Here is a 23,301-nt window from a genome sequence, read left to right on the forward strand (position 1 = left end):
GAAAAAGCGCCCCGCGGGGCGCTTTTTTCATGTCCGGCCGGTGGTCAGTGCGCGAACAGGTTCATGATGTCCTGCTTTTCCTGCTCGTCGACGTGCGGCACGGTGGCGTCGACGTTCTGCGCGGCCGGTGCCTGCGGTACGCCGACCGTCGACACGAAGCCGTGGCCCGGCGCGAACTCGGTGAAGTACAACTCGCCGCCGAGCGATTCGACGCCGTCCGGCATCGTCGGCTTGAACTCGGGCACGCCCTTCAGCGCGGCGCCCATGTAGTCGATCCAGACCGGCAGCGACAGGCCGCCCCCCGTTTCGCGATCGCCGAGGCTGCGCGGATTGTCGTAGCCGATCCACGCGATCGCGGCGAGCGTGTGCTGGTAGCCGGCGAACCACGCGTCGTGCGAGTCGTTCGTCGTGCCGGTCTTGCCCGCGAGGTCGGTGCGCTTCAGCACGTTGGTCCGTGCGCCCGTGCCGCGCTGCGCGACGCTCTGCAGCAGGCTGTTCATCACGTACGCGTTGCGCGGGTCGATCGCGCGCGGTGCATTCTGCTCGGCGACGAGCGGCTGCGCACGCACGACGATCGCGCCGTTCGGATCGGTGACTTCGGCGATCAGGTACGGATTGACGCGGTAGCCGCCGTTCGCGAAGACCGAGTACGCGCCCGCCATCTGCAGCGGCGTGACCTGGCCCGCGCCGAGTGCCATCGGCAGGTAGGCCGGATGGCGTTCGGCGTCGAAGCCGAAGCGGGTGATGTACTGCTGCGCGTACTTCGTGCCGATGTGGTTCAGGATCCGGATCGACACGAGGTTGCGCGAGCGCTGCAGCGCGGTGCGCATCGACATCGGGCCTTCGAAGCCGCCGCCGTAGTTCTTCGGCTCCCAGGGCTGGCCACCCGTTTCGGCGGCGCTGAAATACAGCGGGCCGTCGTTGATCACGGTGGCCGGCCCGAGGCCCTTGTCGAGCGACGCTGAATAGATGAACGGCTTGAACGACGAACCCGGCTGCCGCCACGCCTGCGTGACGTGGTTGAACTTGTTCTTGTTGTAGTCGAAGCCGCCGACGAGCGAGCGGATCGCGCCGTCCTGCGGGACGATCGACAGGAATGCCCCCTCGACCTGCGGCAACTGCGTGATCGACCATTTGCCGGCGTCGTTCTTCACGACGCGGACGATCGCGCCCGGGCGGATGCGGCGATTCGGCTGCGCATTGGCCGACAGCGCGCCCGATGCGAAGCGCAGGTTGTCGCCCTCGATCGTCGCATTGCTGCCGTCGATGAACGCGACCGTGATCTGGCGCGGGCTGGCGGCCGTGACGACCGCGGCGATCAGTTCGCCGTTGTCGGGGTGTTCGAGCAGCGCATCGTCGATCGCCTGTTCGCGGTCGTCGGCCCCGGCCGGCAGCTCGATGAAGCCTTCCGGCCCCCGATAGCCGTGCCGGCGTTCGTAATCCATGATGCCCTTGCGCAGCGCGGTGTACGCGACCTGCTGATCTGCGGAGTCGATCGTCGTGACGACGTTGAAGCCGCGCGTGTAGGTTTCCTCACGGTACTGCGCGTACATCATTTGTCGGACCATTTCCGCGACGTACTCGGCGTGCACGCTGAAATCGCGGCCCGGACCCTTGACGACGAGCGGCTGCGCGGAAGCTTCGTCGTACTGCTCGCGCGAAATGAAGTTCAGCTCGAGCATGCGTTGCAGGATGTATTCCTGGCGCACCTTCGCCCGCTTCGGGTTCACGACCGGGTTGTACGCGGACGGCGCCTTCGGCAGCCCGGCAAGCATTGCGGCTTCGGCGAGCGAGATGTCCTTCAGGTCCTTGCCGAAGTAGACCCGCGCGGCGCTGGCGAAGCCATACGCGCGCTGGCCGAGGTAGATCTGATTCATGTAGACCTCGAGAATCTGATCCTTCGTCAGCGCACGCTCGATCCGGTACGCGAGCAGCATCTCGTAGATCTTGCGCGTGTAGGTCTTCTCGCTCGACAGGAAGAAGTTGCGCGCGACCTGCATCGTGATCGTGCTCGCACCCTGCGACGCATGGCCGTTCGTCAGCGCGACGATGCCGGCGCGGACGATGCCGGTGAGGTCGACGCCGCCGTGATCGTAGAAGCGTGCGTCCTCGATCGCGAGGATCGCCTTCTTCAGCGAGTCGGGCACGTCCTTGAAATGGACGACGTCGCGGCGCTCTTCGCCGAATTCGCCGATCAGCACGTGATCGGACGTATAGATGCGCAGCGGCACCTTCGGCCGATAGTCGGTCAGCGCGTCGAGCGACGGCATGTTCGGCCACGCAACGACGAGCGCATAGCCGAGCACGAGGCCGCCGGCCACGACGAGCGCGACGCACATCGTGGCGAATCCGAGCAGGACTTTTTGCCACCAGGGCCGCTTCTTCGGCTCCGGGGCGGGAGGCGGGGACGTAGGAGTCGTGGATTGCATAGGCATACCGGAAAACAGTCCCGCGATTATAGCTGCCCGGTAAGACCGGTCCTGACGCGGGGGGCGCCCGCCGCGAAGACGCGGTCCGGCGTGCTTCCAGCATAGCCCGCGCATGGCCGTCGCGAGCGGATGCTGGCCGTTAGGCCGACTGTCGGCCGCACGCGCCGATTTGCAGAATCAGGTCTCGGAAACGCGGCATGGGCCGCGACGATTTCGGGAGGCTGGGATGGCGGGACGATGGCGAGCGCGGTTTGCGCAGGGTGGGCAACGGTCGACGGGAATCGACGTCGGTGCGGATGAGGTGAGGGTGGCCGTGCTGAGCCGGTGCGGCCGGGGCGCGGAGGTGTGCGTCGAGGGGCTGGAGCGGGAGCCGGTCGGGTTGGCGGGCGGGCCGGAGGATGCGCGCTGGGCGGCGGTTGCGCGTGCGCTGGCCGCCGCCGTGTCGAGGCTGTCGGCGGCCGGGGTGCGGTGTGACACGCGCGGCGTGATGGCGTTGCACGATGACGAGATGCGCACCGCGACGCTCGACCTGGCCGGTCGGGCCGATGTCGAGGACGCCGCGCGGCAGGCGGCCGAACGCATCTCGGGGCTGGCGCCGGACAGTCTCGCGTTCGACTGGCGGCAGGACGGCGGCGCGGGAGCCGGCGAGATCGAAATTGCCGTGGCTCCGCTGGCGCTGCTCGAACGGCGGATCGACGTGGCCGCCCAGGCCGGTGTCGACCTGACGGTGGTCGACGGCGAGTCGGCCGCGGCGCTGCGTGCGTTGCGCTATGCCGCGCAATTCGAACCCGACGCGCAGGCGGGCCCCTACGCGGCGCTCTGGTTTCATGACTCGGGCGTGCACGGCTGGCGGATTGACGGCCCGTTGGCCGTACCGGTGCTGACGCTGTCCGGCGCCGTGCCGGGGGCGTTTTCCGATGCATTGCGCCAGCGCGCGCTCGGGGCCGTGTGTTGCGTACTCGTGTCAGGGGACGAGCGGTGTATCGCCCGCTTCGACACGTCCGTCGCCGAGATTGGCGACGTGCTCGGCGCGGTTGCGGTGTCGTTCGACTGCACCGGCTGGAATGGGCAGCCATGCCTGCCCGCCGGCATGCCGGGCGGCCCGGCATGGGCGGTCGCATTCGGGCTGGCATTGCGCGGGGTGTGGGAATGACGGCCTGTCGTGCGGAGCCGGGCGGCTTCAACCTGCTGCCGTACCGCGAGCGGCTGGCGCAGGCGTTGCGACGTCGCCGCGCCGCGCAGTGCGGTGCGGCGATTCTGGTCGGTGTGCTCGGCGCCGGCCTGTGGACGGGCGCCGCCACCGGGGCGCGGTGGCGCGTGGATGCCCAGCGCGCGAGTGTGGAGGCGCGGCTGCGGCAGTTGCAGCCGCAGGTGGCGGCCGCGACACGTGCAGCCAAGGCTGCGGCCGTTGCCGCGCAACGCGACGCGCAGGCGGCCGCGCTCGCCGCGCCTTATCGGCACGTCGCAGGGCTGCTGGTCACGCTGGCGCAGGTGCGTGACGGCACCGTCCGGCTCGACGCGCTGCGCACGACGTCGGCCGGTGCCGTGCTCGATGCACGCGCCGCGAGCTACCGGGCGGCCGCGCGATGGCTCGGTGGGATGGCGCGCGAGCAACGTGGCTGGCGGATCGATATCGATGCACTGAAGCCTGCTTCCGGTGCTCCGGTCGTGACAGGCGGGATGCCGTTCCGGTTCTCGGTCCAGCTGCGCTGGCTCGACGCGATGGCATCCCGGAATGCGTCGGGAGGTGGCGCATGACGGCGGTGCTCGCGCATCGGTTCGCACTGCGCGGCGACGGATGGCGGGGCGGCATGCGGCGCGTGCCGCCGGCGGCTGTGCACGTCGCAGGCTGCGCGCTCGCATTCGCGGCCGTGCTGGCGGGCGGCATTCATCTGGCGAATGCTGCCGACTGGAGCGGGCTCGCGCATAGTCGCGCGTTGCTCGCCGCGGCGCAGACGCGGGAGGCCGACGCGCGGCGTGTCCTGGCTGCCACTGCACGGCAACGCGGGGTGCAACCGGCGGCGGCACATGGCGATCGCTCGCCGCGTACGCCGGAATGGGCTGCGTTGATGCTGGAACTGGCAAATCGCGCCGCGTCGAGCGGGCTGCGCGACGTATCGATCGAACCGCTGCGCACCGATGGCGCGGTGCCGGACGGTCGGCGCACGGTGCGCATCGTCGCCGAGGGCCGCTTTCACGCGTTGCTGCAGCTGGTCGGCGGGCTGGCTCGTTTCCCGGTTCTGGCTGTGCCGTCCGCGCTGCGTGTCGAACGGGGAAAGGAGGCCGCGCGCGTGGAAATGTCCGTCGACGTGTTTCCGGGGTTGCCGGCGCCAACGTCCACGGGCGGGGAGGCGTCGGTTCTGGCCGACGTGCCCGGCGCCGATCCGTTCGGCGAGGCCGGTTCGTCCGAAGCGGAGGGGGCGGCTGTCCGCCTGGCCGGCACGATTCGCGACGGGCGTACCGGTCTCGCGCTGTTCGACGACGGTGACGGCGCGTTCACGGCCGTGGTCCCTGGCGACACCCTCGGGGTCGCGCGGGTGGTGCGAGTCGATCCCGTCGCCGTGACGCTCGCGACAGCGGACGGCGCGTACCGGGTCACGCTGGACGACGGGAGGCAGCCATGATCAAGCACGGATGCCGGGTGCTCGCCGTTTGGGCCGGATTGACCGCGTCCGGTGCAAGCGCGTCATTGCCGCCACTGCCGGCCGTCTGGCCTGCCGCATCGCTGGATACGCAGGTGCCGGGCCAGCCGTTGCCACAAGGCGCGGTGGACGGTGCGGATCACACCGTAGCGACGGAGGCCGATCCGCCGCCGTTCGATCAGGCGGCTCGCGCGGCGCTGCAAGCGGAGGCCGCCGCCCGTGCACCCGGGCTGGAGGGGCCGCCGATCCTGTTGGCGCCGCCGGCCCGGATGGGCGAGGCTGCGGCCCGGCAACCGGGCGATGCGGACGACACGCGGCGGATCTCGCTGAATCTGCAGGGCGCGGGGCTTGCAGCCGCGTTCGACGCGTTCGCGCGGTTCACGGGGCTCAATATCGTCGTCAGCGAGCAGGTGCGCGGCACCGTCACGTTACGTCTGAACAATGTCCGTTGGCGCGATGCCTTCGACACGCTACTCGACACGCACGGGCTCGCGATGACCCGGCGGGGCACCGTGATATGGGTCACGCCGGCGGTCGAACTGGCCGCCCGCGAACGCGAGCGCTTCGAAATGCACGCGCGGGCCGCCGATCTCGAGCCGCTTGCGAGCCGGACGTTCGCGCTGCACTACCCGCGTGCGCAGGACGTGCAGCGACTGCTGGCCGGCGCGACCGGCCAGCGCCTGCTGTCGAAGCGCGGCGCCGCGGCGGCCGATCCGCGCACGAACCTGCTGTTCGTCACCGATCTCGCGCCGCGTCTCGACCAGATCGCGAGCCTGATCGAGGCGATTGACCGGCCGTCGCGGCAGGTCCGGATCGAGGCCCGCATCGTCGAGGGCGAGCAGGGTTTTTCGCGCAATCTTGGCGCACGCGTCGCGCTGCGGGCGCGGGAGCGGCCGCCGTCGGGCGAGAGCGGCACGTCTACGACCGTTGCCGGCAACGCGCTCGACCTGGCTGCGCGGCCGCTCGGCGGCTTCGAAGCGGCAACCGCCGGCTTCACGCTGTTCGCCGCGCCGCTCAGCCGTGTGCTCGACGTCGAACTGAGCGCGCTCGAGGCGCAAGGGCGGGGCCAGATCGTGTCGAGCCCGCGCGTGGTGACTGCCGATCGCGTCAAGGCCATCGTCGAACAGGGCTCGGAGTTGCCTTACCAGGCGAAGGTCGGGAACGGCGTGAGCGGCGTGCAGTTCCGCCGGGCCACGCTCAAACTGGAGGTCGAGCCGCAAATCACGCCGGACGGGCGCGTGGTGCTCGACCTGGACGTGACGAAGGACAGCATCGGCGAGCCGACGGCGGCCGGCCCCGCGATCCATACGAAGCACGTCCAGACGCGCGTCGAGGTCGAGAACGGCGGGACGGTCGCGATCGGCGGGATCTATGAACAACTGAACCGGAACGATGTGACGCGCGTGCCGCTCTTGGGCAAAATACCGTTTCTGGGCGCGCTATTTCGGCACCGCGCGCAACGCGATCAACGTAACGAACTGGTCGTTTTCATCACGCCGACCGTCGTCGATGCGCGCTGCAATGCGCGCGGCGCGGTCAGCACGGATGCCGAAAAAACGGGGACGGAAGCCGCCGACGCAGGCTCGACAAGGCAGCCGCTTTGCCAGTAAGCTGCGCCACACACCAGCAAGATTGAAGCAGAGGAAGCCGTTGCAAGCGCGGGACCCACATGCAAACGTATTTTTCGTCGGCCTTATGGGAGCGGGTAAGACCACCGTGGGCCGTGCGGTCGCGCGTCGTCTCGACAGGACGTTCTTCGACTCCGACCACGAAATCGAGGCCCGCACGGGCGCGCGCATTCCGGTGATCTTCGAGATGGAGGGCGAGGCCGGGTTTCGCGATCGCGAAACGCAGGTGATCGCCGATCTCACGCAGCGCGAGAACATCGTGCTCGCGACGGGCGGCGGCGCGGTGCTGCGCCCGGAAAACCGCGACTGCCTGAAAAACCACGGCATCGTCGTCTACCTGCGCGCCAATCCGCACGATCTGTGGCTGCGCACGCGCAAGGACAAGAACCGCCCGCTGCTGCAGACCGAAGATCCGAAGGGGCGTCTCGAAGCGCTGTACGAGGTACGCGACCCGCTGTACCGCGAATGCGCGGATTTCGTCATCGAGACCGGCCGTCCGTCGGTCAACGGTCTCGTCAACATGGTGCTGATGCAACTCGAACTGGCCGGCGTCATCGCCAAGCCGCTACAAGCATGATTACTGTCAACGTCGACCTGGGCGACCGCGCCTATCCGATTCACATTGGCGTCGGCCTGATCGGCCGCGCCGAGCTGTTCGCGCCGCATATCAAGGGCTCGTCCGTCACGATCGTCACGAACACGACGGTCGATCCGCTCTACGGCGACGCGCTGCGTGCGGCGCTTGCGCCGCTCGGCAAGCGCGTGTCGACGGTCGTGCTGCCGGACGGCGAGGCGTACAAGAACTGGGAAACGCTGAACCTGATCTTCGACGGCCTGCTGACCGACCGCGCGGATCGCAAGACGACGCTCGTCGCGCTCGGCGGCGGCGTGATCGGCGACATGACGGGTTTCGCGGCCGCGTGCTACATGCGCGGCGTGCCGTTCATCCAGGTGCCGACGACGCTGCTGTCGCAGGTCGACTCGTCGGTCGGCGGCAAGACGGGCATCAACCACCCGCTCGGCAAGAACATGATTGGCGCGTTCTACCAGCCGCAGGCCGTGATCGCGGACATCGGCGCGCTGACGACCCTGCCCGACCGCGAACTGGCGGCCGGCGTCGCCGAGATCATCAAGACCGGCGCGATCGCCGATGCGGAATTCTTCGACTGGATCGAGGCGAACGTCGACGCGCTGAACCGTCGCGACCCGGCTGCGCTCGCGCATGCGGTGAAGCGCTCGTGCGAGATCAAGGCGAGCGTGGTGGCGGCCGACGAACGCGAAGGCGGCCTGCGCGCGATCCTGAACTTCGGCCACACGTTCGGCCACGCGATCGAGGCCGGGCTCGGCTATGGTGAGTGGCTGCACGGCGAAGCGGTCGGCTGCGGGATGGTGATGGCGGGCGACCTGTCGGTGCGGCTCGGCCTGCTCGACGAAGCGTCGCGGCAGCGCCTCGATGCGGTGATCGCGGCCGCGCACCTGCCGACCCGCGGGCCCGCGCTCGGCGACGCGCGCTATATGGACCTGATGCGCGTCGACAAGAAGGCCGAGGCCGGCGCGATCAAGTTCATCCTGCTGAAGCGATTCGGCGATACGCTGATCACGCAGGCGCCGGACGAAGCCGTGTTCGCCACACTGGCGCAGACCACCCGCTAACGGCGGCCCGGATGCCCCGGCGCCCCTGACATGGAGGAGACGTGAGCGAGACATCCAGCAGCACACTGCCCGAAGCCGGCCACGCGTCAGCTGCGCCGGTGGCCGAGCCGCCGACGCTGGCGGCGCTGGAAGCCCATCTCGCTCCGTATGCCGCACACGCGTCGCAGTCGCGCGGCCGTCGCCATCCGGAAGCACCGCCGGCGGCGCGCACCGAATTCCAGCGCGACCGCGACCGCATCGTCCATTCGACCGCGTTCCGCCGGCTCGAATACAAGACGCAAGTCTTCGTCAATCACGAAGGCGACCTGTTCCGCACACGCCTCACGCACAGTCTCGAAGTCGCGCAGATCGCGCGCTCGGTCGCGCGCAACCTGCGCCTGAACGAGGATCTCGTCGAAGCGATCTCGCTCGCGCACGACCTCGGGCATACGCCGTTCGGCCATGCCGGGCAGGATGCGCTGAATGCCTGCATGCGCGAGCATGGCGGCTTCGAGCACAACCTGCAGAGCCTGGCGGTCGTCGACGAGCTCGAGGAGCACTACGGCGCGTTCGACGGGCTGAACCTGTGCTTCGAGACGCGCGAAGGCATTCTGAAGCACTGCTCGCGCGAGAATGCGCGCAAGCTCGGCGCGCTCGGCGAGCGCTTCCTGCAGGGCCGCCAGCCGTCGCTCGAAGCGCAGCTCGCCAACATCGCGGACGAGATCGCGTACAACAACCACGACGTCGACGACGGCCTGCGTTCCGGCCTGATCACGATCGAGCAGCTCGCGGAAGTCGAGCTGTGGCAGCGCCACTACGAGGCGGCGCTCGCCGAATTCCCGCACCTCGAAGGCCGCCGCCTCGTGCACGAGACGGTGCGCCGCATCATCAACACGCTGATCGTCGACCTGATCGACGAGACGACGCGCAATCTCGCGCGTGTCGCGCCCGCATCGCTCGACGACGTGCGCGCCGCGCCGCCGCTCGTGTCGCACAGCGAAACGGTCGCTGCGCAAGCGGCCGCCCTCAAGCGTTTCCTCTTCAAGAACCTCTATCGCCACTACAAGGTGATGCGCATGGCGAGCAAGGCGCAGCGCGTCGTCACCGGCCTGTTCGACGCGTTCATCGACGATCCGCGCCTGCTGCCGCCGCCGTATCAGTCCGACGACACCGCGCAGCAGCCGCGCCTCGTCGCGCACTACATCGCCGGCATGACCGACCGCTTCGCGCTGAAGGAGTATCAGCGCCTGTTCGTCATCGGCGACAACTGACTGTCACAAACGATCACTAGACTTCGCCGGTTCAATGGCGACGGGAATGTTGCAGACGCTGTTGGTAACGTTTTCATAGGAGAGAGGTCGATGAAGAAGAAGCCTGCGGGGACACTGGTTCGTTCGATCGCGCTCGGCGGCGCGCTGATGTTCGGGATGCAGCACGTGGCGCTCGCCGCGACGGAAATCCAGTTCTGGCATGCGATGGAGGCCGCGCTCGGCGAGCGGGTCAATGCGATCGCCGACCAGTTCAATGCGTCGCAGAGCGACTACAAGATCGTGCCGGTCTTCAAGGGCACCTACGACCAGGCGCTCGCGGCCGGCATCGCCGCCTATCGCAGCGGCAACGCGCCGGCGATCCTCCAGGTCTATGAAGTCGGCACGGCCACGATGATGCAGGCGAAGAAGGCCGTCGTGCCGGTCTACGACGTGTTCAAGCAGGCCGGCGTGCCGCTCGACGAAAAGGCGTTCGTGCCGACCATCGCGAGCTACTACAGCGACGCCAAGACGGGCCATCTCGTTTCGATGCCGTTCAACAGCTCGACGCCGGTGCTGTACTACAACAAGGACGCGTTCAAGAAGGCCGGCCTCGACCCGAACCAGCCGCCGAAGACGTGGGCCGACGTGCAGGCCGATGCCGAGAAGCTGCGCAAGTCGGGGATGGCATGCGGCTTCACGACCGGCTGGCAGGGCTGGATCCAGCTCGAGAACTACAGCGCGTGGCACGGGCTGCCGTTCGCGAGCCGCAACAACGGCTTCGACGGTACCGACGCGGTGCTCGAATTCAACAAGCCGCAGCAGATCGCTCACATCTCGTTCCTGCAGCAGATGGCGAAGGACGGCACGTTCACGTACGCGGGCCGCAAGGATGAAGCGTCGGCGAAGTTCTACAGCGGCGACTGCGGGATCCTGACGACGTCGTCGGGCGCGCTCGCGAACGTGCAGAAGTTCGCGAAGTTCAGCTACGGCACGGGCATGATGCCGTACGACGCGAACGTGAAGGGCGCGCCGCAGAACGCGATCATCGGCGGTGCGAGCCTGTGGGTGCTGGCGGGCAAGGATCCGGCGACCTACAAGGGCGTCGCGAAATTCCTCGCGTATCTGGCGTCGCCGGCCGTCGCCGCGAAGTGGCACCAGGACACGGGCTACCTGCCCGTGACGACCGCGGCGTACGACCTCACGCGCCAGCAGGGCTTCTACGCGAAGAACCCGAGCGCCGAAACCGCGATCAAGCAGATGCTGAACAAGCCGCCGCTGCCGTACACGAAGGGGCTGCGCCTGGGCAACATGCCGCAGATCCGCACGGTGGTCGACGAGGAATTCGAACAGGTCTGGGCGCAGAAGAAATCGCCGAAGGACGCGCTCGATTCGGCCGCGTCGCGCGGCGACGAACTGCTGCGCCGCTTCGAGAAGTCGGGCGGCTGAGCCCGCATCGCACCGTGCCGCCGGCCGCGTCGCGTCCTGTCCGGATGCGTGCGCCGGCCGGCGGCACGACCCCCTTTCCGTTACGCCTGACCGGATATCCGCGATGCAATCCCGTTCCCGTTTTGGTACGAGCCTGCTGCCGTACCTGCTGATCGCGCCGCAGCTCGCGATCACCGCCGTGTTCTTCCTGTGGCCGGCCGGCGTCGCGCTGTGGCAGTCGACGCAGATGCAGGATGCGTTCGGCACGTCGAGCGAATTCGTCGGCCTCGCGAACTTCACGCACCTGTTCGCCGATCCGCTGTATCTCGATTCGTTCCGCACGACGCTCGTGTTCAGCTCGCTCGTCACGGTGAGCGGGCTCGTCGTGTCGCTGATTCTCGCCGCGTGCGCCGATCGCGTGATTCGCGGCGCGCGCGTGTACCGCACGCTGCTGATCTGGCCGTACGCAGTCGCGCCGACGATCGCCGCCGTGCTGTGGGCGTTTCTGTTCAACCCGAGCATCGGCCTGATCACCTATGCGCTCGCGAAGAGCGGCATCGTGTGGAACCACGCGCTGAACGGCGGGCAGGCGATGTTCCTCGTCGTGCTCGCGTCGGTATGGAAACAGGTGAGCTACAACTTCCTGTTCTTCTACGCGGGCCTGCAGGCGATTCCGCGCTCGCTGATCGAGGCGGCGGCGATCGACGGCGCCGGGCCGGTGCGGCGCTTCTTCAACATCGTGCTGCCGCTGCTGTCGCCCACCAGCTTCTTCCTGCTGGTCGTGAACCTCGTCTACGCGTTCTTCGACACGTTCCCGGTGATCGACGCGGCCACCGGCGGCGGCCCGGCGCAGAGCACGAAGACGCTGATCTACAAGATCTTCGCGGAGGGCTTCCAGGGGCTCGACATCGGCAGCTCGGGCGCGCAGTCGGTCGTGCTGATGATCATCGTCGTCGGGCTCACGGTGATCCAGTTCCGCTTCGTCGAACGCAGGGTGCAATACGCATGATCGAAAATCGCAAGGGCTTCGACCTGTTCTGCCACGCGGTGCTGATCGCCGGTGTGGTGCTGATCGTGTTTCCCGTCTACGTCGCGTTCTGCGCGGCGACGATGAACGCGCAGGAAGTGTTCACGGTGCCGCTGTCGCTCGTGCCGAGCACGCACCTGTTCGAGAACGTCGCGTACATCTGGGGGCACGGCAGTGGCGGCACGACGGCGCCGTTCGGCCGCCTGCTCGTAAACAGCTTCGCGATGGCGCTCGGCATCGCGGTGGGCAAGATCGCGGTGTCGATCCTCTCCGCGTACGCGATCGTCTATTTCCGCTTCCCGTTCCGCAACACGGCGTTCTGGCTGATCTTCGTCACGCTGATGCTGCCGGTGGAAGTGCGGATCTTTCCGACCGTGCAGGTCGTGTCGACGCTGCACCTGACGAACACCTACGCGGGGCTCACGCTGCCGCTGATCGCATCGGCGACCGCGACGTTCCTGTTCCGCCAGTTCTTCATGACGCTGCCCGACGAGCTGATGGATGCGGCGCGCATCGACGGCGCGGGGCCGCTGCGGTTCTTCTGGGACGTCGTGCTGCCGCTGTCGAAGACGAGCATCGCGGCGCTGTTCGTGATCACGTTCATCTACGGCTGGAACCAGTATCTGTGGCCGATCCTGATCACGACGGAGGCGTCGCTGTCAACGGCGGTGGTGGGTATCAAGACGATGATCGCAAGCGGCGACGCCGCGACCGAATGGCAATACGTGATGGCGGCGACGCTGCTGGGAATGATCCCGCCGCTCGTCGTCGTGCTGGCGATGCAGCGCTGGTTCGTGCGCGGCCTCGTCGATTCCGAGAAATGAATGACGGACGGCAACCGGGAGAAAGACCAAGAATGGCTGCGCTGAGCTTGAAGGGCGTCAGGAAATCCTACGACGGCAAGCAGCACGTGCTGCATGGCATCGACGTGGAGATCGCCGACGGCGAATTCATCGTGCTGGTCGGCCCGTCGGGCTGCGGCAAGTCGACGTTGCTGCGGATGATCGCGGGGCTCGAGACGGTGACGGACGGCGAGATCGCGATCGGCGAGCGCGTCGTCAACGCGCTGGAGCCGAAGGATCGCGACATCGCGATGGTGTTCCAGAACTATGCGCTGTACCCGCACATGACGGTCGCGCAGAACATGGGCTACGGGCTGAAGATCCGCGGGATCGAGCGCGCGACGATCGACGCGCGGGTGGCGGCTGCCGCGAAGATCCTCGAACTCGAGCCGCTGCTCGCGCGGCGGCCGCGCGAGCTGTCGGGCGGCCAGCGGCAGCGTGTCGCGATGGGGCGTGCGATCGTGCGCGAGCCGTCGGTGTTCCTGTTCGACGAGCCGTTGTCGAACCTCGACGCGAAGCTGCGTGTGCAGATGCGGCTCGAGATCCAGCGGCTGCATGCGCGGCTCGCGACGACGAGCGTCTACGTGACGCACGACCAGATCGAGGCGATGACGCTCGCGCAGCGCGTGATCGTGATGAACCGCGGCTACGCGGAGCAGATCGGCGCGCCGGTCGACGTGTACGAGAAGCCGGCGACGGTGTTCGTCGCGGGCTTCATCGGCTCGCCCGCGATGAACCTGATGCACGGCCGGCTGTCGGACGACGGCGCGACGTTTACGGTCGCGGGCGGTGGCCCGGCGCTGCCGGTCGCGGGCGCCCCCGGCATCGGCCGCGAGATCGCCGCCGGGCGCGACTGGGTGCTCGGCGTGCGTCCCGAGCACATGACGCCGCAGCCGGGCGTCGCGCAGGCGACGCTGCCGGTCGACTCGTGCGAGCTGCTCGGCGCGGACAATCTCGCGCACGGCCGGTGGGGCAGTCACGACGTCGCGGTGCGCCTGCCGCACGCGGACCGCCCGGCGCGCGGCACGGCGCTGGCGGCCGCGCTGCCCGCGCACCGGCTGCATTTCTTCGATCCCGAGACCGGCAAGCGTGCCGGCTGAACCTGCCGACCTTGCCGAGAGACCGACGATGACGACCCGTACCGACTGGTGGCCTTATCCGCGCGTCGTCGCCCATCGCGGCGGCGGCACGCTCGCACCGGAGAACACGCTCGCCGCGCTCGACGAGGGCGCGCGCCGTGGCCACCGGATGGTCGAGTTCGACGCGAAGCTGTCGGCCGACGACGTGACGTTCCTGCTGCACGACGACACGGTCGACCGGACCTCGAACGGTCACGGCGCGGCGGCGGGCATGCGTTATGCGGCGCTGGCCGCGCTCGATGCGGGCACGTGGCGCGACGCGCGCTTCGCGGGCGAGCGGATGCCGACGCTCGAGGCGGCGGCGGCGCGCTGCCTCGCCCACGGGCTGGCAGCGAATGTCGAGATCAAGCCGTGCCCGGGGCGCGAGATTGAGACTGGGCAGCGCGTGGCGGCCGACGCGGCTGCGTACTGGCGTGATGCCGCGGTTCCGCCGCTCCTGTCGTCGTTCTCGTTCGATGCGCTGCAACAGGCACGCGCGACTGCGCCTGCGCTGCCGCGCGGGATGCTTTACGAGGCCGTGCCGGACGATTGGCATGCGCAAGTCGTCGGCGTGCTCGGCTGCGTTTCGTTGCATGCAGACCACAAACAGCTCGACGAACCGCTCGTGCGCGCGATCAAGGCGGCCGGGCTGCGCATCCTGGTTTACACGGTGAACGACCTCGAACGGGCACGCGAACTCGCGCGCTGGGGTGTCGATGCGGTCTGCACGGATCGCATCGACCTGATCGCGCCCGATGCGCTGGACGACATCGCCATCCCCTGACGGCCGCGCCGACGGCCGGCGAAACCCTTGCGCGGAACGTGCCTGACGCGAAAAAACGACGCCCCGACGGGATTTCCGCCGGGGCGTTTTGCATCGTGGAGACGTTACGCCAGGAAAAATCCGCTACAAATTGCAGCAGGATTAACCATTCCCCAAATATTCGACTACGCTTAGAAGCGGTAGCCGACGTTCAGGTACGTGACGATCGGGTTCAGCGAGATGTGGGCCTTCGACGTTTCCGTCAGCGTGCCGACCGGCGTCCGGCGGGCCGTCGTAAAGGTCGCCGTCACGCTGACCGGGATGTACGAGAGCGACAGGCCTGCGAACCAGTGTTTCGTGAAGTTGTACGTGAAGCCGGCGTTGAAGACAGGCGCCCACTGGTTGCTGGTCGTGGCGCTGGTCGGGCCGCCGAGCACGCCGTTCTCGAAGCTGCTGTTCGTGATCTTTGCACCGGTGAACCAGACGTACGTCGCGCCGATGCCGACATACGGACGGAACTTCGCGTTGGCGTCGTTGAAGTGGTAGCGCAGCAATACGGCGGGGCTCCACTGGTACGCACGGCCGAGTACGCCGAATCTATCGAACTGACCCTTGCCGGTAATGTCGAACTTCGGCGGTATCCCCATAACGAGCTCGGTGGAGATATGGTCGGTGATGAAGTAGCCCGTTGCGAGTCCAAGCGTATCGGCGTCGTTGATGCCGGCGCCGGTGTTGGGAATCGATTGGTTGATGGGCGTGCCGCCTACGCCGTAGACGAACAGCGGGTCGCTGCTGTCCTGCGGCGCAAGGTGGAACCAGCCGGTGCTGACGTAGAAATCACCTGCGGATTGTGCATGTGCCGTACCGCCCGCGAAAGCGAATGCGAGCGCTGCGGCCCCCGTAATGGCCAGTTTTCGTTTCATTGTGTCTCCTCCGATCAAAGGCGTGCTCATTATGACGACTGCGTTTAAAACCAAACAAGCTCGTAAGTTAGAGTTTTCTCCCTAGGTTTCGTACGACCGTACGCTTTCGCGCCCCGCGGGGAAAGGCATTCTACGCAGGTGCGCAATTTCGGACCCCCGGGTATTTCCTAACGCGTTCAAACGGACATTCAGCATGGCACGGTTAGCACGACTCTACGTTCCCGACCAGCCGCAGCACGTGATACTGCGCGGCCTGGATCAGCAACCCGCGTTCGTCGACGACCAGGACTACGAACTCTTCATCGATTGTCTGAAGGCCGCCGCGCGCGATCATCACCTGTCGGTGCACGCCTACGTGCTGCTGCCGCGCCAGGTGCAACTGCTCGTGACGCCGAGCGACGAAGCGAGCCTGCCGAAAGCGATGCAGGCCGTCGGTCGCCGCTACGTCGCGCATTTCAACCGCCGCTACTCGCGGCGCGGCACCCTGTGGGAAGGCCGCTATCGCGCGACCGTGATCGAAGGCGAGCGCTATTTCCTGCTCGCGAGCCGCGTGGTCGAGATGAGCCCGGTGCGCGCGCAGCTCGTCGCGACGCCCGAGGCCTATCGCTGGTCGAGCTACCGGCACCACGTCGGGCTCACCGTCGACAGCCTGATCACCGACCATCCGCTCTACTGGGCGCTCGGCAATACGCCGTTCGACCGCCAGCGCGCGTACAAGGAGCTGTGCGAGCAGCCGCTCGACGAGCGCCAGGCCGACCAGCTGCAGCAGGCGACGTTGAAGGGCTGGGTGCTCGGCGGCGAGAATTATCGCGAATGGGCCGCACGTACCGCGAACCGGCGCGTGTCGCCGCTGCCGCGCGGACGCCCCAGAAAGGTGCGTGAAAACACGCCGCCGATCCAGCAGTAAAGCAGGAACGGCGGTTCAGGAGGCGGCGCTGCGGGCGCCGCTTCTTTTTGCACCAAAACGATACGGCCCTAATAAAACGGCACCAGATCGAGGCATCCATTTTATTGGGGTTCGATCAAGCGGTTTTTGTTGCTATTCCTTTGATTCGTCGCGTATATTCCGAATTCCGGTGGCCCGGGCGAAGCATGCCCATCCACGGTCGGCCGCGCCGTCTCCCGCCGGGAGCGGGATCGACGGCAACAAGAAAATGGTTCAACGGCCTCCAGGCCCCCTTTACGACGGTGTCCCCATGAACGACCACCAGCAGCCGCTCGCCGCGGTGCCCGCCGCACAAGGTCTGTATGACCCGCAAAACGAACACGACGCCTGTGGCGTCGGCTTCGTCGCTCACATCAAGGGCAAGAAGAGCCACGAGATCATTCAGCAGGGTCTGAAGATCCTCGAGAACCTCGATCACCGTGGCGCGGTCGGCGCCGATCCGCTGATGGGCGACGGCGCTGGCATCCTGATCCAGATTCCGGACGCGTTCTATCGCGAGGAAATGGCGAAGCAGGGCGTGAATCTGCCGCCGGCGGGTGAATATGGGGTCGGCATGATCTTCCTGCCGAAGGAAAACGCGTCGCGTCTCGCATGCGAGCAGGAGCTCGAGCGGACGGTGAAGGCCGAAGGCCAGGTCGTGCTCGGCTGGCGCGACGTGCCGGTCGACCATGCGATGCCGATTTCGCCGACGGTCAAGGCGAGTGAGCCGCTGATCCGCCAGATCTTCATCGGCCGCGGCAAGGACATCATGGTGACGGACGCGCTCGAGCGGAAGCTGTACGTGATCCGCAAGACCGCGAGCCACCGCATCCAGGCGCTGAAGCTCAAGCACGGCAAGGAATACTTCGTGCCGTCGATGTCGGCGCGCACGATCGTCTACAAGGGGCTGCTGCTCGCGGGCCAGGTCGGCGTGTACTACCGCGACCTGCAGGACACGCGCGTCGTGTCGGCGCTCGCGCTCGTGCACCAGCGCTTCTCGACCAACACGTTCCCGGCGTGGGAGCTGGCTCACCCGTACCGGATGATCGCGCACAACGGCGAGATCAACACCGTGAAGGGCAACGTGAACTGGCTGAACGCGCGTACCGGCGCGATCGCGTCGCACGTGCTCGCCGACGACCTGCCGAAGCTGTGGCCGCTGATCTACCCGGGCCAGTCGGATACCGCGTCGTTCGACAACTGTCTCGAGTTGCTGGTGATGGCCGGCTACCCGCTCGTGCACGCGGTGATGATGATGATCCCGGAAGCATGGGAACAGCACACGCTGATGGACGAGAACCGCCGCGCGTTCTACGAATACCACGCCGCGATGATGGAGCCGTGGGACGGCCCGGCCGCGATCGCGTTCACCGACGGCCGCCAGATCGGCGCGACGCTCGACCGTAACGGCCTGCGTCCGGCGCGCTACATCGTCACCGACGACGATCTCGTGATCATGGCGTCGGAAGCCGGCACGCTGCCGATCCCCGAATCGAAGATCGTCAAAAAGTGGCGCCTGCAGCCGGGCAAGATGTTCCTGATCGACATGGAGCACGGCCGCATCATCGACGACAAGGAACTGAAGGACAACCTCGCGAACGCGAAGCCGTACAAGAGCTGGATCGACGCCGTGCGCATCAAGCTCGACGAGATCGAGCCGAAGGCCGAGGAAGTCGCGGCCGGCCGCACGCAGGGCGCCGCGCTGCTCGACCGCCAGCAGGCGTTCGGCTATACGCAGGAAGACCTGAAGTTCCTGATGGCGCCGATGGCGCAGCAGGGCGAGGAAGCCGTCGGTTCGATGGGCAACGACTCGCCGCTCGCGGTGATGTCGAACAAGAACAAGACGCTCTATCACTACTTCAAGCAGCTGTTCGCGCAGGTCACGAACCCGCCGATCGACCCGATCCGCGAGAACATGGTCATGTCGCTCGTGTCGTTCATCGGCCCGAAGCCGAACCTGCTCGACACGAACAACATCAACCCGCCGATGCGTCTCGAAGTGTCGCAGCCGGTGCTCGACTTCAAGGACATCGCGAAGATCCGCGCGATCGACCAGTACACGGGCGGCAAGTTCAGCGCATACGAACTGAACATCTGCTACCCGGTCGCGTGGGGCAAGGAAGGCATCGAAGCACGCCTCGCGTCGCTGTGCGCGGAAGCCGTCGACGCGGTGAAGTCGGGCTACAACATGCTGATCGTGTCGGACCGCAAGACGGACGCCGAGCATGTCGCGATTCCGGCGCTGCTCGCCACGTCGGCGATCCACTCGCACCTCGTCCAGCAAGGGCTGCGCACGAGCACGGGCCTCGTCGTCGAGACGGGCTCCGCGCGTGAAACGCACCACTTCGCGCTGCTCGCGGGCTACGGCGCGGAAGCCGTGCACCCGTACCTCGCGATGGAAACGCTCGCGAAGATGGCCGAAGGGCTGCCGGGCGACCTGTCGCCGGAGAAGGCCGTCTACAACTTCACGAAGGCGGTCGGCAAGGGCCTGCAGAAGGTGATGTCGAAGATGGGCATCTCGACGTACATGTCGTACACGGGCGCGCAGATCTTCGAAGCGCTCGGCCTGTCGAGCGACCTCGTCGAGAAGTACTTCAAGGGCACGGCGTCGAAGGTCGGCGGCATCGGCCTGTTCGAAGTCGCGGAAGAGGCGATCCGCCTGCACCGCGACGCGTTCGGCGACAGCCCGGTCCTGCGCGACATGCTCGACGCGGGCGGCGAGTACGCGTACCGCGTGCGTGGCGAAGACCACATGTGGACGCCGGATTCGATCGCGAAGCTGCAGCACGCGACGCGCAGCAACTCGTACCAGACGTACAAGGAATACGCGCACCTGATCAACGACCAGACCAAGCGTCACATGACGTTCCGCGGCCTGTTCGAGTTCAAGGTCGAGCCGACCAAGGCAATCCCGATCGACGACGTCGAACCGGCGAAGGACATCGTCAAGCGCTTCGCGACGGGCGCGATGTCGCTCGGTTCGATCAGCACCGAAGCGCACGCAACGCTTGCGATCGCGATGAACCGGATCGGCGGCAAGTCGAACACCGGCGAAGGCGGCGAAGACGAGAAGCGTTACCGCAACGAACTGCGCGGCATCCCGATCAAGTCGGGCGAGACGCTGAAGTCGGTGATCGGCGATGAAATCGTCAGCGACATTCCGCTGAAGGATGGCGATTCGCTGCGCTCGAAGATCAAGCAGGTCGCGTCGGGCCGCTTCGGCGTCACCGCCGAGTACCTCGCGTCGGCCGACCAGATCCAGATCAAGATGGCGCAGGGCGCGAAGCCGGGCGAAGGCGGCCAGCTGCCGGGCCACAAGGTGTCCGAATACATCGGCAAGCTGCGTTACTCGGTGCCGGGCGTCGGCCTGATCTCGCCGCCGCCGCACCACGACATCTACTCGATCGAGGATCTGGCGCAGCTGATCCACGACCTGAAGAACGTGAACCCGAGCGCGAGCATCTCCGTGAAGCTCGTGTCGGAAGTGGGTGTCGGCACGGTCGCGGCCGGTGTCGCGAAGGCGAAGGCCGATCACGTCGTGATCGCCGGCCATGACGGCGGCACGGGTGCGTCGCCGCTGTCGTCGGTCAAGCATGCGGGCACGCCGTGGGAACTCGGCCTGGCCGAAACGCAGCAGACGCTGGTGCTGAACCGCCTGCGCGGCCGCATCCGCGTGCAGGCCGACGGCCAGATGAAGACGGGCCGCGACGTCGTGATCGGCGCGCTGCTCGGCGCGGATGAATTCGGCTTCGCGACGGCGCCGCTCGTCGTCGAAGGTTGCATCATGATGCGCAAGTGCCACCTGAACACGTGCCCGGTCGGCGTCGCGACGCAAGATCCGGTGCTGCGTGCGAAGTTCAAGGGCCAGCCCGAGCACGTCGTGAACTACTTCTTCTTCGTCGCCGAGGAAGTGCGCGAGATCATGGCGCAGCTCGGCGTCGCGAAGTTCGACGACCTGATCGGCCGCGCCGACCTGCTCGACACGCGCAAGGGCATCGAGCACTGGAAGGCGAAGGGCCTCGACTTCTCGCGCGTGTTCTACCAGCCGGAAGAATGCGAGGACGTCGCGCCGCGTCACGTCGACGTGCAGGATCACGGCCTCGAGCGCGCGCTCGACCACGTGCTGATCGAGAAGGCGAAGGCCGCGATCGAGAACGGCGAGCATGTGTCGTTCATCCAGCCGGTGCGCAACGTGAACCGGACGGTCGGCGCGATGCTGTCGGGCGTGATCGCGAAGAAGCACGGCCACGAGGGCCTGGCCGACGACGCGGTGCACATCCAGCTGAAGGGCACGGCCGGCCAGAGCTTCGGCGCGTTCCTCGCGAAGGGCGTGACGCTCGACCTCGTCGGCGACGGCAACGACTACGTCGGCAAGGGCCTGTCGGGCGGCCGGATCATCATCCGCCCGACCAACGACTTCCGCGGCAAGTCCGAGGAAAACATCATCTGCGGCAACACGGTGATGTACGGCGCGATCGAAGGCGAATCGTTCTTCCGCGGCGTGGCGGGCGAGCGCTTCTGCGTGCGCAACTCGGGCGCGACGGCGGTCGTCGAAGGCACGGGCGACCACGGTTGCGAATACATGACGGGCGGCACGGTCGTCGTGCTCGGCGAGACCGGGCGCAACTTCGCGGCCGGCATGTCGGGCGGTCTCGCGTACATCTACGATCCGGAAGGCACGTTCGCGGCGAAGTGCAACAAGTCGATGGTCGCGCTCGAGCCGGTGCTGCAGCAGGCCGAGCAGGAGCGCACGGTCGACCGCGCGCTCTGGCACGAAGGCACGACGGACGAAGCGCTGCTCAAGGGGCTCGTCGAGCGTCATTTCCAGTTCACGGGTTCGCCGCGCGCGAAGTCGCTGCTGGAAAACTGGGACGCGGCGCGCCGCCAGTTCGTGAAGGTGTTCCCGCACGAATACAAGCGCGCGCTGGGCGAGATCGGTGCGAAGAAGGCGGCGAAGGAAGAACTGGCCGCCTGAGCGACGAACGACATAGCGAATGCCGCGCGCGCCTGACTGCCGCGCGCGGCTCCCCCACCCGATACACCGAACAGAAGAGCACCTTATGGGCAAGGCAACCGGTTTTCTGGAGTTCGAACGCCGCCACGAGGCGTACGAAGCACCGCTCACGCGCGTGAAGCATTACAAGGAATTCGTCGCGGCACTGACCGACGCGGACGCGAAGGTCCAGGGCGCGCGCTGCATGGATTGCGGCATCCCGTTCTGCAACAACGGCTGCCCGGTCAACAACATCATTCCGGACTTCAACGATCTCGTTTACCGGCAGGACTGGCAGCAGGCGATCGAAGTCCTGCATTCGACCAACAACTTCCCGGAATTCACGGGCCGCATCTGCCCGGCGCCGTGCGAGGCAGCTTGCACGCTCGGGATCAACAACGACCCGGTCGGCATCAAGTCGATCGAGCACGCGATCATCGACAAAGCCTGGGCGGAAGGCTGGGTGAAGCCGCTGCCGGCCGAGCACAAGACGGGCAAGAAGGTCGCGGTCGTCGGTTCGGGCCCTGCGGGTCTCGCCGCCGCGCAGCAGCTCGCGCGTGCAGGCCACGACGTGACGGTGTTCGAGAAGAACGACCGGGTCGGCGGCCTGCTGCGTTACGGGATCCCCGATTTCAAGCTCGAGAAGTGGCTGATCGACCGCCGCATGCGTCAGATGGAAGCGGAAGGCGTGACGTTCCGCACCAGCGTGTTCATCGGCAAGGATCCGCTGCCCGAGTCGATCGGTAGCCTCGCGAAGGAAACCATCTCGCCGGACACGCTGAAGGAAGAATTCGACGCGGTCGTGATCGCCGGCGGTTCGGAAACGCCGCGCGACCTGCCGGTGCCTGGCCGCGAACTCGCGGGCGTGCATTTCGCGATGGACTTCCTGCCGCAGCAGAACCGCGTGAACGCGGGCGACAAGCTCGTCGACCAGCTGCTCGCGAAGGGCAAGCACGTGATCGTGATCGGTGGTGGCGACACGGGTTCGGACTGCGTCGGCACGTCGAACCGTCACGGTGCGAAGCAGGTCACGCAGTTCGAGCTGCTGCCGCAGCCGCCGGAAGAGGAAAACAAGCCGCTGGTGTGGCCGTACTGGCCGATCAAGCTGCGCACGTCGTCGTCGCACGAGGAAGGTTGCGAGCGCGACTGGGCGGTCGCGACGAAGCGTCTCGAAGGCAAGAACGGCAAGGTCGAGAAGCTGATCGCGGTGCGCGTCGAGTGGAAGGACGGCAAGATGCAGGAAGTGCCGGGCTCCGAGTTCGAAATGAAGGCCGACCTCGTGCTGCTCGCGATGGGCTTCACGCAGCCGGCAGCGCCGGTGCTGGAGGCATTCGGCGTCGCGAAGGATGCGCGCGGCAATGCGCGTGCGGCGACCGAAGGCGATCGTTCGTACTACACGTCGGTCGACAAGGTGTTCGCGGCGGGCGACATGCGCCGCGGCCAGTCGCTCGTGGTGTGGGCGATCCGCGAAGGCCGCCAGTGCGCACGCTCGGTCGATGCGTACCTGATGGGGCATTCGAACCTGCCGCGATAAGCGCAGGTCGGTAGCCGTCGTGGAAACCGGGCGTCCGAAAGGGCGCCCGGTTTTTTTGCGCACACGATTCGGTGATCGTGCGGTGCGCGCCGTGCGCTTCGTATCGGGCGACCGGCCGGCGTCTCGCTGCGTCCGACACCGCCCCGGGCGCGCCACGACACGATCCCACG

Annotated in this window: 17 protein-coding genes; 15 read left to right on the plus strand and 2 right to left on the minus strand. The window is 67.1% G+C overall.

The genetic code is table 11. The features are described 5' to 3' along the window. Window positions 1-44: 44 nt before the first annotated feature. Window positions 45-2,435: a penicillin-binding protein 1A gene (locus tag CFB41_RS01640; RefSeq protein WP_179243602.1), complete on the minus strand. Its 2,391-nt coding sequence runs from the start codon at window positions 2,433-2,435 to the stop codon at window positions 45-47. A gap of 220 nt (window positions 2,436-2,655) precedes the next feature. Here CFB41_RS01640 and CFB41_RS01645 point away from each other — a divergent pair, with 220 nt between their 5' ends. The 12 genes from CFB41_RS01645 to ugpQ all read left to right on the plus strand — a co-directional run bounded on the left by CFB41_RS01645 (window position 2,656) and on the right by ugpQ (window position 14,777). Beyond that, entirely contained in the window at window positions 2,656-3,582 is a 927-nt protein-coding gene (locus tag CFB41_RS01645; protein ID WP_089455452.1) for a competence protein ComA, read from the plus strand. Further along, complete coding sequence (locus CFB41_RS01650) at window positions 3,579-4,187, plus strand: fimbrial protein (RefSeq protein WP_089455453.1); 609 nt, start codon at window positions 3,579-3,581, stop codon at window positions 4,185-4,187. Before CFB41_RS01645 ends, CFB41_RS01650 begins: the two co-directional genes overlap by 4 nt. Then, on the plus strand, window positions 4,184-5,053 hold the full coding sequence (locus CFB41_RS01655) for a pilus assembly protein (RefSeq protein WP_089455454.1): 870 nt from the start codon (window positions 4,184-4,186) through the stop codon (window positions 5,051-5,053). Before CFB41_RS01650 ends, CFB41_RS01655 begins: the two co-directional genes overlap by 4 nt. Beyond that, on the plus strand, window positions 5,050-6,681 hold the full coding sequence (locus CFB41_RS01660) for a type IV pilus secretin PilQ (protein WP_089455455.1): 1,632 nt from the start codon (window positions 5,050-5,052) through the stop codon (window positions 6,679-6,681). Before CFB41_RS01655 ends, CFB41_RS01660 begins: the two co-directional genes overlap by 4 nt. A gap of 40 nt (window positions 6,682-6,721) precedes the next feature. Beyond that, complete coding sequence (locus CFB41_RS01665; RefSeq protein WP_089424313.1) at window positions 6,722-7,276, plus strand: shikimate kinase; 555 nt, start codon at window positions 6,722-6,724, stop codon at window positions 7,274-7,276. Further along, window positions 7,273-8,352: a 3-dehydroquinate synthase gene (aroB, locus tag CFB41_RS01670; protein ID WP_089455456.1), complete on the plus strand. Its 1,080-nt coding sequence runs from the start codon at window positions 7,273-7,275 to the stop codon at window positions 8,350-8,352. The genes CFB41_RS01665 and aroB overlap by 4 nt, the downstream gene beginning before the upstream one ends. Before the next feature lie 41 nt (window positions 8,353-8,393). After that, window positions 8,394-9,602: a deoxyguanosinetriphosphate triphosphohydrolase gene (locus CFB41_RS01675; protein WP_089424315.1), complete on the plus strand. Its 1,209-nt coding sequence runs from the start codon at window positions 8,394-8,396 to the stop codon at window positions 9,600-9,602. A gap of 90 nt (window positions 9,603-9,692) precedes the next feature. After that, complete coding sequence (gene ugpB, locus CFB41_RS01680) at window positions 9,693-11,027, plus strand: sn-glycerol-3-phosphate ABC transporter substrate-binding protein UgpB (RefSeq protein ID WP_089439054.1); 1,335 nt, start codon at window positions 9,693-9,695, stop codon at window positions 11,025-11,027. Between the two features lie 103 nt (window positions 11,028-11,130). Then, window positions 11,131-12,015: a sn-glycerol-3-phosphate ABC transporter permease UgpA gene (gene ugpA, locus CFB41_RS01685; RefSeq protein ID WP_039366730.1), complete on the plus strand. Its 885-nt coding sequence runs from the start codon at window positions 11,131-11,133 to the stop codon at window positions 12,013-12,015. Then, complete coding sequence (gene ugpE, locus CFB41_RS01690) at window positions 12,012-12,857, plus strand: sn-glycerol-3-phosphate ABC transporter permease UgpE (protein ID WP_039366729.1); 846 nt, start codon at window positions 12,012-12,014, stop codon at window positions 12,855-12,857. Before ugpA ends, ugpE begins: the two co-directional genes overlap by 4 nt. 32 nt (window positions 12,858-12,889) lie before the next feature. Beyond that, entirely contained in the window at window positions 12,890-13,975 is a 1,086-nt protein-coding gene (locus CFB41_RS01695; protein WP_089455457.1) for a sn-glycerol-3-phosphate import ATP-binding protein UgpC, read from the plus strand. A 28-nt stretch (window positions 13,976-14,003) separates the two neighbouring features. Continuing rightward, window positions 14,004-14,777: a glycerophosphodiester phosphodiesterase gene (gene ugpQ / locus CFB41_RS01700; RefSeq protein ID WP_089455522.1), complete on the plus strand. Its 774-nt coding sequence runs from the start codon at window positions 14,004-14,006 to the stop codon at window positions 14,775-14,777. Window positions 14,778-14,947: 170 nt separating this feature from the next. On the opposite strand, the gene CFB41_RS01705 is transcribed toward ugpQ, so the two are convergent. Continuing rightward, entirely contained in the window at window positions 14,948-15,679 is a 732-nt protein-coding gene (locus tag CFB41_RS01705; protein WP_089439057.1) for an OmpW family protein, read from the minus strand. A gap of 193 nt (window positions 15,680-15,872) precedes the next feature. Here CFB41_RS01705 and CFB41_RS01710 point away from each other — a divergent pair, with 193 nt between their 5' ends. The 3 genes from CFB41_RS01710 to CFB41_RS01725 all read left to right on the plus strand — a co-directional run bounded on the left by CFB41_RS01710 (window position 15,873) and on the right by CFB41_RS01725 (window position 23,131). Further along, window positions 15,873-16,586, plus strand: a complete 714-nt coding sequence (locus CFB41_RS01710) for a transposase (protein WP_006477151.1) — start codon at window positions 15,873-15,875, stop codon at window positions 16,584-16,586. Between the two features lie 289 nt (window positions 16,587-16,875). Next, window positions 16,876-21,579, plus strand: coding sequence for a glutamate synthase-related protein (locus CFB41_RS01720; RefSeq protein WP_089455458.1), 4,704 nt, complete (start codon window positions 16,876-16,878; stop codon window positions 21,577-21,579). A gap of 85 nt (window positions 21,580-21,664) precedes the next feature. After that, window positions 21,665-23,131 carry a glutamate synthase subunit beta gene (locus tag CFB41_RS01725; RefSeq protein WP_039366713.1) on the plus strand — a complete coding sequence of 489 codons (1,467 nt, stop codon included), beginning with the start codon at window positions 21,665-21,667 and terminating at the stop codon, window positions 23,129-23,131. Window positions 23,132-23,301: the final 170 nt, after the last annotated feature.

Source organism: Burkholderia sp. AU33803 (genome assembly GCF_002223095.1).
GTDB lineage: Bacteria > Pseudomonadota > Gammaproteobacteria > Burkholderiales > Burkholderiaceae > Burkholderia.

Coding starts and splice junctions, on each gene's coding strand:
- ugpQ (WP_089455522.1), top strand. CDS start 14,004: ATGACGACCCGTACCGACTGGTGGCCTTATCCGCGCGTCGTCGCCCAT.
- CFB41_RS01695 (WP_089455457.1), top strand. CDS start 12,890: ATGGCTGCGCTGAGCTTGAAGGGCGTCAGGAAATCCTACGACGGCAAG.
- CFB41_RS01645 (WP_089455452.1), top strand. CDS start 2,656: ATGGCGGGACGATGGCGAGCGCGGTTTGCGCAGGGTGGGCAACGGTCG.
- CFB41_RS01710 (WP_006477151.1), top strand. CDS start 15,873: ATGGCACGGTTAGCACGACTCTACGTTCCCGACCAGCCGCAGCACGTG.
- ugpE (WP_039366729.1), top strand. CDS start 12,012: ATGATCGAAAATCGCAAGGGCTTCGACCTGTTCTGCCACGCGGTGCTG.
- CFB41_RS01655 (WP_089455454.1), top strand. CDS start 4,184: ATGACGGCGGTGCTCGCGCATCGGTTCGCACTGCGCGGCGACGGATGG.
- ugpA (WP_039366730.1), top strand. CDS start 11,131: ATGCAATCCCGTTCCCGTTTTGGTACGAGCCTGCTGCCGTACCTGCTG.
- CFB41_RS01725 (WP_039366713.1), top strand. CDS start 21,665: ATGGGCAAGGCAACCGGTTTTCTGGAGTTCGAACGCCGCCACGAGGCG.
- CFB41_RS01720 (WP_089455458.1), top strand. CDS start 16,876: ATGAACGACCACCAGCAGCCGCTCGCCGCGGTGCCCGCCGCACAAGGT.
- CFB41_RS01705 (WP_089439057.1), bottom strand. CDS start 15,679: ATGAAACGAAAACTGGCCATTACGGGGGCCGCAGCGCTCGCATTCGCT.
- CFB41_RS01660 (WP_089455455.1), top strand. CDS start 5,050: ATGATCAAGCACGGATGCCGGGTGCTCGCCGTTTGGGCCGGATTGACC.
- ugpB (WP_089439054.1), top strand. CDS start 9,693: ATGAAGAAGAAGCCTGCGGGGACACTGGTTCGTTCGATCGCGCTCGGC.
- CFB41_RS01640 (WP_179243602.1), bottom strand. CDS start 2,435: ATGCCTATGCAATCCACGACTCCTACGTCCCCGCCTCCCGCCCCGGAG.
- aroB (WP_089455456.1), top strand. CDS start 7,273: ATGATTACTGTCAACGTCGACCTGGGCGACCGCGCCTATCCGATTCAC.
- CFB41_RS01650 (WP_089455453.1), top strand. CDS start 3,579: ATGACGGCCTGTCGTGCGGAGCCGGGCGGCTTCAACCTGCTGCCGTAC.